Origin of the sequence: Pseudomonas sp. NPDC088368 (assembly GCF_044753445.1) — a bacterium.
Lineage (GTDB): Bacteria > Pseudomonadota > Gammaproteobacteria > Pseudomonadales > Pseudomonadaceae > Aquipseudomonas > Aquipseudomonas bambusae.
Genome location: NZ_JBIVNG010000003.1, coordinates 212,606 through 224,766 on the forward strand (window position 1 = coordinate 212,606; position 12,161 = coordinate 224,766).

The 12,161-nt window shown below is 61.9% G+C and carries 7 protein-coding genes and 2 pseudogenes; 6 read left to right on the forward strand and 3 right to left on the reverse strand.

Annotation, left to right across the window (positions count from 1 at the left end; translation table 11 throughout):
* Positions 1 to 86: 86 nt before the first annotated feature.
* The 4 genes and pseudogenes from mfd to ACIQAL_RS07325 form a co-directional block, all read left to right on the forward strand.
* Positions 87 to 3,539 (forward strand): transcription-repair coupling factor, encoded by a 3,453-nt coding sequence (gene mfd / locus ACIQAL_RS07310; protein ID WP_401144062.1) that lies wholly within the window; start codon positions 87 to 89, stop codon positions 3,537 to 3,539.
* Between the two features lie 9 nt (positions 3,540 to 3,548).
* The gene (locus ACIQAL_RS07315; RefSeq protein ID WP_401144064.1) at positions 3,549 to 4,085 is read left to right on the forward strand and encodes a CsiV family protein; all 537 of its coding nucleotides are present in this window, start codon (positions 3,549 to 3,551) and stop codon (positions 4,083 to 4,085) included.
* 175 nt (positions 4,086 to 4,260) lie between these two features.
* A pseudogene (locus tag ACIQAL_RS07320) lies at positions 4,261 to 4,629 on the forward strand (helicase); the annotation flags it as partial.
* 33 nt (positions 4,630 to 4,662) lie between these two features.
* Positions 4,663 to 6,804: pseudogene (locus ACIQAL_RS07325) on the forward strand (DEAD/DEAH box helicase); the annotation flags it as partial.
* 159 nt (positions 6,805 to 6,963) lie between these two features.
* Here the strand turns inward: ACIQAL_RS07325 and ACIQAL_RS07330 are convergent.
* Positions 6,964 to 8,628 carry a VRR-NUC domain-containing protein gene (locus ACIQAL_RS07330; protein WP_401144066.1) on the reverse strand — a complete coding sequence of 555 codons (1,665 nt, stop codon included), beginning with the start codon at positions 8,626 to 8,628 and terminating at the stop codon, positions 6,964 to 6,966.
* A gap of 152 nt (positions 8,629 to 8,780) precedes the next feature.
* On the opposite strand from ACIQAL_RS07330, the gene ACIQAL_RS07335 reads away from it, so the two are divergent.
* On the forward strand, positions 8,781 to 9,278 hold the full coding sequence (locus ACIQAL_RS07335; protein WP_401144068.1) for a nucleoside 2-deoxyribosyltransferase: 498 nt from the start codon (positions 8,781 to 8,783) through the stop codon (positions 9,276 to 9,278).
* 306 nt (positions 9,279 to 9,584) lie between these two features.
* On the opposite strand, the gene ACIQAL_RS07340 is transcribed toward ACIQAL_RS07335, so the two are convergent.
* A complete protein-coding gene (locus ACIQAL_RS07340; RefSeq protein WP_166595130.1) occupies positions 9,585 to 9,791 on the reverse strand; it encodes a hypothetical protein in 207 nt (68 codons plus the stop codon).
* Positions 9,792 to 9,862: 71 nt separating this feature from the next.
* The gene (locus ACIQAL_RS07345; RefSeq protein WP_166595129.1) at positions 9,863 to 10,765 is read right to left on the reverse strand and encodes a LysR family transcriptional regulator; all 903 of its coding nucleotides are present in this window, start codon (positions 10,763 to 10,765) and stop codon (positions 9,863 to 9,865) included.
* Positions 10,766 to 10,887: 122 nt separating this feature from the next.
* Between ACIQAL_RS07345 and ACIQAL_RS07350 the strand changes: the two genes are divergently transcribed.
* Complete coding sequence (locus ACIQAL_RS07350; RefSeq protein ID WP_401144536.1) at positions 10,888 to 11,967, forward strand: AbrB family transcriptional regulator; 1,080 nt, start codon at positions 10,888 to 10,890, stop codon at positions 11,965 to 11,967.
* Positions 11,968 to 12,161: the final 194 nt, after the last annotated feature.

Genomic DNA, 12,161 nt, shown 5'->3' on the forward strand with positions numbered 1-12,161 from the left:
TAATTCGGCGAGCACAAAACTGACAGCGGATTCCCGATTTAGTTACAATCCCCGGCTTTGCCGCAACGCCTGGAGCTTTATCTTCCGTGCCCGTTCTGCGCCTACCGATTCTTCCTGCTGCCGCAGGCAAACAACATTGGGGCAACCTGCCCGGTGCCGCTCAAAGTCTGGCCATCGCCGAGGCTGCAAGCGCCGCGAAACGCTTCACCCTGCTTTTGACCGCCGACAGCCAAAGTGCCGAGCGACTGGAACAGGAACTGAAGTTTTTCGCCCCCGATCTCCCGGTGTTGCATTTCCCTGACTGGGAAACCCTGCCCTACGATCTGTTCTCGCCCCATCAGGACATCATCTCCCAGCGCATCGCCAGCCTGTACCGGCTGCCGGAGCTGGTGCATGGCGTGCTGGTGGTGCCGATCACCACGGCCCTGCATCGCCTGGCGCCGACCAAGTTCCTGCTGGGGAGCAGCCTGGTGCTGGATGTCGGCCAGAAGCTCGACGTCGAAGCCATGCGCACGCGGCTCGAAGCGACCGGTTACCGCTACGTCGACACGGTCTACGAGCACGGCGAATTCACGGTGCGCGGCGCGCTGATCGACCTGTTCCCCATGGGCAGCAAACTGCCCTACCGGATCGACCTGTTCGACGATGAAATCGAAACCCTGCGCACCTTCGAGCCGGAAACCCAGCGCTCCATCGACAAGGTCGATTCGGTGCGTCTGCTGCCCGCCAAGGAATTCCCGCTGCAGAAAGAAGCGGTCACCCGTTTCAAGGCCCGTTTCCGCGAGCGCTTCGACGTCGATTTCCGCCGCAGCCCGATCTTCCAGGACCTGAACAGCGGCATCACCCCGGCAGGCATCGAGTACTACATCCCGCTGTTCTTCGACGAAACCTCCACGCTGTTCGACTACCTGCCTCAGGACACGCAGGTGTTCTCGCTGCCGGGCATCGAAGCGGCGGCGGAAACCTTCTGGAAGGACGTGCGTAACCGCTACGAAGAGCGCCGCGTCGACCCCGACCGTCCGCTGCTGCCGCCCGCTGAATTGTTTCTGCCGGTCGAAGACTGTTTTGCCCGCCTCAAAAGCTGGCCCCGCGTGGTCGCCAGCCAGGACGACGTTGAAACCGGCATCGGTCGCGAACGCTTTCCGGCGCTGGCACTGCCAAATCTGGCCATCGAAGCGAAGGCCAGCCAGCCGCTTGCGGCACTCTCGACCTTCCTCGACGAATTCCCCGGTCGCGTACTGTTCACTGCCGAATCCGCCGGTCGTCGCGAGGTGCTGCTGGAGTTGCTGGAGCGCCTGAAACTGCGGCCGAAAAACCTCGACAGCTGGCAGGAATTCGTCGACAGCAAAGAGCGGCTGGCGATCACCATCGCGCCGCTGGACGAGGGTCTGGTGCTTGAACAGCCAGCCCTGGCGCTGGTCGCCGAAAGCCCGCTGTTCGGTCAGCGGGTCATGCAACGCCGCCGTCGCGAAAAGCGCATGGACGGCCACTCCAGCGACGCGGTGATCAAGAACCTCGCTGAGCTGCGCGAAGGTGCGCCGGTGGTGCACATCGACCACGGCGTGGGCCGCTACCTTGGGCTGGCGACGCTGGAAGTGGAAAATCAGGTCGCCGAATTCCTGATGCTGGCCTACGCCGAGGACGCCAAGCTGTACGTCCCGGTGGCCAACCTGCACCTGATCGCCCGCTACACCGGCAGCGATGACGAACTCGCGCCGTTGCACCGCCTAGGTTCCGAGGCCTGGCAGAAAGCCAAGCGCAAGGCGGCCGAACAGGTGCGCGACGTCGCCGCCGAACTGCTCGACATCTATGCCCGCCGCGCCGCCCGCGAAGGTTACGCGTTTGCCGATCCGAAGCTGGATTACGAAACGTTCAGCGCCGGGTTCCCGTTCGAAGAGACCCCGGACCAACAGACCACCATCGAAGCCGTGCGCCACGACATGCTCGCGCCGAAACCGATGGACCGTCTGGTCTGTGGCGACGTGGGGTTCGGCAAGACCGAAGTGGCCATGCGCGCGGCGTTCATCGCCGTGCACGGCGGCAAGCAAGTGGCGATTCTGGTGCCGACCACCCTGCTCGCCCAGCAGCACTACAACAGTTTCCGCGACCGCTTCGCCGACTGGCCGGTGACGGTCGAGGTGATGAGCCGCTTCAAGTCCGCCAAGGAAATCAACGCCGCCGTGGCCGACCTGGCCGAGGGCAAGATCGACATCGTCATCGGCACCCACAAGCTGTTGCAGGATGACGTCAAGATCAAGAACCTGGGCCTGGTGATCATCGACGAAGAACACCGTTTCGGTGTGCGCCAGAAAGAACAGCTCAAGGCCCTGCGCAGCGAGGTCGACATTCTGACCCTCACCGCCACGCCGATCCCGCGCACCCTGAACATGGCCGTGGCCGGCATGCGCGACCTGTCGATCATCGCCACCCCGCCCGCCCGACGTCTGTCGGTGCGCACATTCGTCATGGAGCAGAACAAGCCCACGGTGAAAGAAGCGCTGCTGCGTGAACTGCTGCGCGGCGGTCAGGTGTACTACCTGCACAACGACGTGAAGACCATCGAGAAATGCGCCGCCGACCTCGCCGAACTGGTGCCGGAAGCGCGGATCGGCATCGGTCACGGGCAGATGCACGAACGCGATCTTGAACAGGTGATGAGCGACTTCTACCACAAGCGCTTCAACGTGCTGATCGCCTCGACCATCATCGAAACCGGCATCGACGTGCCGAGCGCCAACACCATCATCATCGAACGGGCTGACAAGTTCGGTCTGGCCCAGTTGCACCAGTTGCGCGGTCGGGTCGGTCGCAGTCACCACCAGGCGTACGCTTACCTCCTGACGCCGCCGCGCAAGCAGATCACGCCGGACGCCGAGAAGCGTCTGGAAGCCATCGCCAACACCCAGGACCTCGGCGCAGGCTTTGTGCTCGCCACCAATGACCTGGAAATCCGTGGTGCGGGCGAGCTGCTGGGCGAAGGCCAGAGCGGGCAGATTCAGGCGGTGGGTTTTACCCTCTATATGGAAATGCTCGAACGCGCGGTGAAGTCGATCCGCAAGGGCGAGCAGCCGAACCTGGACCAGCCGCTGGGTGGCGGTCCGGAGGTCAATCTGCGGGTGCCTGGGCTGATTCCCGAGGATTACCTGCCGGACGTCCACGCGCGGCTGATTCTCTACAAGCGCATCGCCAACGCTGCCGACGAAGAAGGCCTCAAGGACTTGCAAGTGGAGATGATCGACCGCTTCGGCCTGCTGCCGGAGCCGACCAAGAACCTGGTGCGCATGACGTCGCTCAAGCTCAAGGCCGAGCAGTTGGGCATCAAGAAAGTCGATGCCGGCCCTCAGGGTGGACGAATCGAATTTGCCGCCGATACGCCGGTAGAACCCTTGACGCTGATCAAGCTGATTCAGGGCCAACCGAAACGCTACAAATTCGAAGGTGCCACGCTGTTCAAGTTCACGGTGCCGATGGAACGTCCCGAGGAGCGTTTCAATACGATCGAAGCGCTGTTCGAGCGCCTGACCCCGACATCTGCCTAAGGACTCACCATGCGTGTGCTTCGCTCGCTCACCCTGCTCCTGGTGCTGATCGCCCCGGCAGCCTTCGCCGATGGCATTTATCAGGTGGAGCTGATTCTCTTCCGTCAGAACGGTGAACCTGCGGCCACCAATCAGGCGGCTCCGGAAGATTGGGCTGCGGGTGCGCAACCCTTGGGCGCCGACAACCAGACCTCCACCGGGCTGGACGCGTTGGTGAGCAAGCTTGAATCCAGCGACACCTATAAAGTGCTGCTGCACCGCGCCTGGCAACAACCCCTGAGCGCGACGCCAGGCAAGGTGGCGATCAGCAGCGGCCAGGAACAGTTCGGCCATTACCCCATCGAGGGCACGGTGAGCCTGGGCCTGGCGCGCTTCACGGACATCGACGCCAACTTCTGGGTCAATCAGCTCGACGAGCATGGCGTGCTGGTCACCAGCGAACGCATGCGTCAGGCAACCCGGGTCAGGAACGGCGAACTGACCTACATGGATAACGGGAGTCTGGCCATGTTGATCAAGGTCACTCCTCTTCAAGCACCGCGTTGACGTAGGAAAAGACGTGTCATCCCTATTGGAAAAAGTCCTGGCCCTGCCATGGGAACCCCTGTTCAAAGCACAAAGCGTGGAGCGCGGGCTTGAGTATGCCCAGCAGAAACGTGTGGCCGTCGAACACCTCAGCGGCGACCTTGTGCGCACGGTTTGCCGGGGTTCGGGCCTCGAAATGTACACCCAGACCTTGATGTTCAAGGACCCCGAGCGCACGCGCACGTTCGTGATCGGCAAATGCACCTGCCCGGTCCGCACCAACTGCAAGCATTGTGCGGCAGCGCTGTTCTACCTGCAGGCGCCGGAAAACCAGCCGGACATACTGGCCGTCGTCAACCGCCAGTCCACCGACCGCGCCACCGTTGTCCAGCCGAAGCACAACCTGCCTGAAAAGCTGGAAAAAAACATCAAGCCCAAGCCTCGGCTGATCCTCGCCAGCTTCGAATTCAGCGCCTACGAACCGCGCAACGGCAAGATGCAGCGGCACATCCAGCACCGCGCCGCGCTGGCCTTCCGTTATCGCGAACTGTACGCCTCGGGCACCCCAAGCCCTGGCCGTTCCAGCGATCTGCTCTGGCACCTGAAAACCGAAACCCTGCGCATCCGGCGGCATCTGGAGGTCGAAGCGCAGTTCCGCAGGCAGTTGCAGGACCTCGGCTTTCGCATCGCCACCCGCCAGAGCAAAGCCTTGCCGGACAGTGCCGGGGAAATGTTCGAACTGCCCACCGACAAGGCCTGGCTGAGCTTCATCCTCGAAGAACTGCCCAAGCTGCGGGACAAAGGCTGGCAGGTCGAAATGAACGACGATTTCGGTTTTGACGTCACAGCCGTGGACGACTGGTACGCGGTGGTCGACGACGAGCCGGAGCGCGACTGGTTCGACCTGGAACTGGGTATCATCGTCAACGGTGAACGCCTGAGCCTGCTGCCGATTCTGATCAATCTGCTGCGTACCCACCCGGAATTGATGACCGCGGCGGGCATCGCCAAACGTCGGGACGACGAGCAACTGCTGGTGCAGCTCAACCACTTCACCCAGCGCGGTGGCGTGCCGATTCAAGTGGCGCTGCCCTATGGCCGCCTGAAAACCGTGCTGGCGACCCTCGGCGATTTCTACTGGCGCGAAGACGGCAATAACGCCATCCGCCTGAGTACCGCCGACGCCGCCCGCCTCAAGCACCTCGACGAACTGCCGCTGGTGTGGCAAGGCGGCGACCGGCTGCGGGAGTTTTCCGAACGGCTGGTCAACATCAAGGACGCACCGGTCACTGCACCGGAAGGGCTGAACGCCACACTCCGGCCTTACCAGCTGGAGGGTCTGAGCTGGATGCAGGCCCTGCGCGAGCTGGAAGTCGGCGGTGTGCTGGCCGACGACATGGGCCTGGGCAAGACCCTGCAAACCCTGGCGCACTTGCTGATGGAGAAACAGGCCGGACGGCTGGATCGCCCGGCGCTGGTGGTGATGCCCACCAGCCTGATCCCCAACTGGGTGGACGAGGCGAAACACTTCACCCCGCAGCTCAACGTACTGGCGTTGTACGGCGCGAATCGACATCAGGACTACGATCGCCTTGAGGAATATGACCTGATCCTCACCACCTACGCCCTGCTGCCCAGGGACGTCGAGCTGTTGAGCAAACAGCTGTTGCACGTGCTGGTACTGGATGAAGCGCAGTACATCAAAAACCCCAACAGCAAGGCGGCGCAGGCCGCGCGTCAACTGAACGCCCGCCAGCGTCTGTGCCTGAGTGGCACGCCGCTGGAAAACCACTTGGGCGAGTTGTGGTCGTTGTTCCACTTCCTGATGCCGGGCTGGCTGGGAGATGCCAAACAGTTCGGCAGCAACTACCGCACGCCCATCGAAAAGCTCGGAGACGGCGCCCGGTTGCAGCACCTGAATGCGCGGATCAAGCCGTTCCTGCTGCGCCGCACCAAGGAAGAGGTCGCCACCGAGTTGCCGCCGAAAACCGAGATTGTGCACTGGGTCGAACTCAACGACGCTCAACGCGACGTGTACGAGACCATGCGGCTGGCGATGGACAAAAAGGTTCGTGATGAAATCACGCGCAAGGGCGCGGCGCGCAGTCAGATCATTATTCTCGAAGCCTTGCTCAAATTGCGGCAGGTCTGTTGCGACTTGCGTCTGGTCAACAGCGCGCCCCTCAGCGCCCGTCAGTCCAGTTCGGCCAAGCTGGAAAGCCTGATGGACATGCTGGAAGAACTCTTGGCGGAGAATCGCAAGATCCTGCTGTTCTCGCAGTTCACGTCGATGCTGGGGCTGATCGAAGCAGAATTGACCCAGCGCGGCATCGAATACGCCCTGCTGACCGGCCAGACCAAGGATCGCCGCACGCCGGTGCAGGAGTTCCAGAGCGGCAAGCGTTCGATCTTCCTCATCAGCCTCAAGGCCGGGGGCACGGGGTTGAACCTGACAGCGGCAGACACCGTGATTCACTACGACCCGTGGTGGAACCCGGCGGCGGAAAACCAGGCGACGGACCGGGCCTATCGCATCGGCCAGGAGAAGCCGGTGTTCGTCTACAAGATGATCGCCCGGGGCACCGTGGAAGAGAAAATCCAGCAGTTGCAGCACGAGAAATCAGCGCTGGCGGCGGGTGTGCTGGATGGCCGAATGTCGGGAGACTGGCGACTGCAGGACGACGACATCGAAGCGCTGTTCGCGCCATTGCCCCTGCCGCCGAAGCGGGTGAAGCGGTAATCCCGGACGGTAAGCGACCCTCCCGTGGGAGCGAATTCATTCTGGGCGGCATTCCGACGAAAAATGGAACAGGCGATTGAAGGTGTCGACGACACGATCCCTTCGCGAATGAATTCGCTCCCACAGGTCAGCACAGGGTTCCCGGCAACCGAACGGTTGCTACAGGGAACTGACCTCAATCGGGCCGTGCGCCCACTGCACATAACACACCACCACTGGCATCTCATGCTCGGCGCAGAAGTCCAGCCAGCGCAGTTGGTTGTCCTGCAAGCGGTCGCCCGGCCCTTTCACCTCGATCATCCGGTAGCGGCGCTGTCCGGGGTAGAACTGGATCAGGTCGGGCATACCGGTGCGGTTGGCCTTGATGTCTTGCAGCAGACGCCGGAACCAGCGTTTGAGGTGGCTGGAAGGCAGACAATGCAGCGCTTGTTCCAACAGCTCTGGCGTGAGCGTGCCCCAGAACACGAACGGTGATTGCAGGCCGAACTTGTTCACATAGGTGTCGCGGATGACCGTCAGATAACGCTCATCGTCCAGTTGCGACAGGCACTCCTCGAACAACGCCGCCCGGCGCTGATAAAAGTCGGGGCTGTACAGGTCGCTCGGCGCGCTGTGGAACGGGTGGAAGAACGCACCCGGCAGCGGCGCGAAAATCGCCGGCCAGCACAGCAACCCGAACAGCGAATTGACCAGCGCATTCTCGACGTAGTGCACCTCGCTGCCCTCTTCGGCCAAGTGCTGCTGGATCAGCCGCTCGACACTGTGGTCGGGCAGCGGCGTCACACTCAGGTCCAGCCGCGTGACTGTCCGCGCCTTGCGTTTCACCCCTCCGCCCTGCCCCAGCTTCTTTAATAGCCGTGGTCGAATCCGCAGCAGGTGCTGAATTTCTTCGTCGTTTTCAGGCGTGGCTTGAGCCTCTTGCAACAGGGCCATGGCCTCGGCGTACTGCTCGCCACGTTCCAGCACCCGAACCCTGCGCACCCGTGCGCCGGGGTAGCTGGACTGGGCGTAAACGCTCAGCGCCAGCGGCCATGCCTGTTGGCGCTCGGCTTGCTGGCCAATCTGGAACAGCAGCTTGGCCCGGCGCATCGACAGCCACGGATTGAGGGTCTGGATCGCCAGGGCCTGAGTCGCCAGCTCTTCCAATTGCTCCGCTTCGTCCAGCGCCTGCCGACAGCTGTGCAGATTCAGGCAGATGTCGATGTCTTCGCGCTGACTGATGCCTCGCGATTCAAGGGAAAACTCGACCTTTTCATAACGGTAAATCCCCAGGTCCGCGAGCACGAATTCGGACCACTCCTGATAGAGATTGCCGAAATACAGCAAACGCAACCGGTCGCACAGCGGCATGACCTGCAAGGCAAAAATCACCTCATCGACGTCTGAAAACCAGTGATCCAGCGGCTGAACGTGTTCGAAAACCGGCAGCAGACGTGCCAGCAGATCGGCTTTTTTCTCAGTGGCTTTGATGCCATGGGCCTTGAAGCACTGACTCAGTTCGTCCTTGCGCAACAGGGCGAACAGCGCTGAAAGGTCGAGATGTGGCTGATCGTCAACCCAGCCACACGCCAGCAACGGCGCGACAGCCTCGCGGGCGTCACCGATTTCCGCGTAGGTCAGCTTGCTGGCGCGAAACAGCACGCCCTTGCGCATGACCATCCGCACTAGCAAGGCCTGCGCAGGCTGTGGCAGTTGGGCGAAGTCGTCGATGAACGTGCGTTCTTCCTCGTTGAGCAGGTCGTCGTAACGCTGGCCGATCCAGCCCAGCACCTGGCGAAAGTTCTCCAGGTAATAGAACGGATTGTCGAGGGGGGAAGTGCTCACGGCGCGGTCACGTTACGGCTGACGGAAAGGCGTCAGGATACTGGTTATCCGTACAGATTCCAGCCCCACCGATGAGGATTTTACCTTGGACCGATCAACGGCAACCGAGCGAGGGGCTACACTCGGGCCACTGTTTTTGCGAGGGGCCTGTGATGCCTTCCCTTTCCACACCGCGTATTTATCTGGCCGGTTTCGATGTCTTTCGCGCCGATGCCATTGAACACGGGCGCTACCTTAAAATGCTGTGCGAGGCCCACGGTCTGGAAGGCCTGTATCCATTCGACAACGAGGTCGAACAGGGACTGTCGCCCCAGGACACCGCCAAACGGATCTGCCACGCCAACATCGACATGATCGAACGCTGCGACGCCGTGCTGGCGAATCTCAACCCCTTCCGGGGAATCGAGCCGGACTCCGGAACGGCGTTCGAAGTGGGCATGGCCGTGGCGCTGGGCAAGCCGGTCTGGGCCTACTTCGAAGACGCCCGGCCCCTGCGCGAACAGATTGACCACGATGTCGACGGATTTGATGCGCAGGGGTATCAAGTGGAGGATTTTCAGCTGCCGAAGAACCTGATGCTGGCGTGCACGTGGGCGGGGTTCAGCGGGACGGTGGAAGTGGCCGTTGCGGCGTTGGCGGCGCATCTGTAGCGATCACATCTGAGTCGCTTCTTCCAAAGGCCTAGGACGCCCGGGGTGACGTCCCATCTTGCCTGCGATCCATTGCGCAGCAGTCGCAAATCCTGCCTATGCGGTACACCTGACACCTTGTGCACTCAGTATTGGCTGCCAGTTTCTGGCAGATCGCAGGCAAGCCAGCTCCCACGCCTGCGGCAGAAGCGAGACCGCGTTTTTTGATAAACCGGGCCATAGGTCGTTGACCTCAACCATAGAATCTCCCACGGCCTGCGGCCAGAATCAAAAGCCTGGACCGCGAAATGGTCCGACTCGCAGAACTCACCCCAACGTCGAAGACCCGATGTCCAGCTTGTCCGCATCCTCGAACTCGTCCAGCCGCAAATCCCCCAGGTCCAGGTCGCCTTCCGGGTCGCTGTCTTCGTCCGCGTCGGCGTCGTTGAGGGGCGATTGATCGCCGCCAAAATGCTGGTCTTCGTGGTTCATGAAATACGGAATCCGGGTGTATTCGTGTGGCTGTGCCTGCATGCTTCTGGCCTCCAAATGGCTGTTCACTGTGGTTGCTGTCTGTTTCAAGGCTACTCCCGAACGCCTCGGGATTACACCCAACTGAAAAACGAGCCCCCGTCGTCGCGCAGCATTTGCACCATCGCGTGGGCCGCGGGCGAGAGGTAGCCCTCGCGGCGCAGAATGACGCAGATGGTCCGCGTCATGGTCGTAGCTTCCAGCGGCACCTCCCGCAGATATTGCATGTTCTTGCCATATTCGAGGGTTTCCCGGGCGATGAAGCTCAACAGGCTCGTCTGGGCGATCAGCCTCGGCAACAGCGAAATGGAATTGGCCTCGATCTGCACCACGGGCAAAGGCAGGTGATGACGGGTGAACGCCTCATCGACCCAGATCCGCGACGACACCCCCAACGGCGGCAACACCCAGCGGTAGTTGCACAGGTCGCTCATCTGGTAGGGGGCGTTGAAGATCGGGTGATTGCGGCTGGCGATGACCACCGCTTCGTCGGTGAGGATCGGGTAGGCAGTGAATTCGTCTTCGATGCCGCGTTGGGAACAGATGATCATGTCCAGATGCCCTGAGCGCAGTTGCTCGCGCAGCATGTCGTCCTGACCGATGACCAGCTTCAGGGTGATGTCCGGAGCCCGTTTGAGCAACGCATTGGTCAGCTCGGGCAGCAGGTATTCGGCCATCGTCGCCGCACAACCCAAGCGGATTTCCCCGACGGCACCGCTGGCGAAATCCCGCACCTCGCGCTGGGTCTGGGCGATGCTCTGCTGCAACATCTTGCCCCGTGCCTGCAACAGCTCGCCCACCGGGGTCAGCTTGATCCTGCGCCCGTCGCGCTGAAACAGCTTGGTGCCAAACGACTCTTCCAGCCGCTGAATGCTTTTGGTCAACGCGGGCTGGCTACGATTGAGCTTTTCAGCAGCTCGACCGAGGTGACCGAGTTCGGCGATGGTTTCGAAATAGGTGAGGTCCCGCAGGTCCATATATCAACCAAAGTTATCGATTCATGATTATTAGAAAATAGACTTGATCAATTGAAGTGTCGATAATTTTGCGCATTGGACAGAACTCCATCAGGAAACCGCCCATGCTCTGGAGATCCTCGTTGTCGCGCCCCACCCCGTTTTCCCTCGACACCCTGCACCCGCTTTTGCAATGGCTGCTGCTCATCCTTCTCGCCGGCAGCGCCGGCCAACTGTTCCGCTACTTCCACGTTCCTGCTGCGCTGTTTCTCGGCCCGATGCTGGTTGCGATTGGCTTTGGTGTGTCCGGTGCGTCGATCCGGATCAACAAACATGTGTTCCGTCTGGGACAAGGCTCGGTGGGGGTGCTGGTCGCGCACTCCATGACCATGGGTGTGTTGCTCACGGCGATGCATTCGTGGCACGTGATGGTGTTCGCCACCGTGCTGACGATCGCGCTGAGTGCCGTGGTAGGCATCGGGTTGGCGCGCTGGGGCGGGATTCAGGGCAGCACGGCGGCCTGGGGCACTTCGCCGGGGGCGGCGTCGGCGATGGTGGCGATGTCCGAAGATTACGGCGCCGACTCGCGGGTGGTCGCGACCATGCAATACGTGCGGGTGGTGTGTGTGGTGATGGTCGGCGCACTGGTGAGCCGAGTGATTGGCGCCGACGTCGGCGGCACCGATGCGCACAGCACCAACGCGATGCTGCAAGGGGTGAACCTCCTGAGCCTGGGCCTGACCGTGCTGACCATTGTGGTCGGCGTGACCCTCGGCGCTCGGGTGCCGGCAGGCGCACTGCTAGTCCCGCTCCTGTTGGGCGGCGCACTGCAATTGAGCGGCATTTTGCAGATCACCATGCCGACCTGGCTGCTGGCGATTGCCTACGGCGCCATCGGCAGCTACATCGGCCTGCGGTTTGACCGGGTGACGATCAACTATGTCTGGCGTCGCCTCCCCGCGATGATCCTCGGGGCGCTGCTGTTGATCCTGCTGTGCGCCCTCTCGGCCTGGGTGATCGCCGAAATGATGGGCAAGGACTTCCTCTCGGTGTACCTCGCTACCAGCCCCGGCGGCCTCGACGCCATGGCAATCATCGCCATCGACACCCACTCGGATGTCGGCTTCGTGCTGGCCATGCAGACCCTGCGCCTGTTCGGCGTGATCGTCACCGGCGCCTACATCGCGCGACAAGTGATTCGCGTGACCCAACGGTTGGCTTGAGGGACCGCCGCATGCGGTACACCTACCCGTAGGAGTTGGCTTGCCTACGATCCATTGCGCAGCGATGGCAAATCCGGCGTGCGCGGTGTGTCAGGCGAATGACGTTGTCAGGTTTTACCGCCGCTTCGCGCCAGATCGCAGGCAAGCCAGCTCCTACGCCTTCGGCAGAAGCAGACTGCGGTGCGGTCGAGGCC

What these genes read in the sequence shown, in the direction of transcription:
- ACIQAL_RS07335 (WP_401144068.1), top strand. Translation starts at nt 8,781, where the DNA reads ATGCCTTCCCTTTCCACACCGCGTATTTATCTGGCCGGTTTCGATGTC.
- ACIQAL_RS07315 (WP_401144064.1), top strand. Translation starts at nt 3,549, where the DNA reads ATGCGTGTGCTTCGCTCGCTCACCCTGCTCCTGGTGCTGATCGCCCCG.
- ACIQAL_RS07340 (WP_166595130.1), bottom strand. Translation starts at nt 9,791, where the DNA reads ATGCAGGCACAGCCACACGAATACACCCGGATTCCGTATTTCATGAAC.
- ACIQAL_RS07345 (WP_166595129.1), bottom strand. Translation starts at nt 10,765, where the DNA reads ATGGACCTGCGGGACCTCACCTATTTCGAAACCATCGCCGAACTCGGT.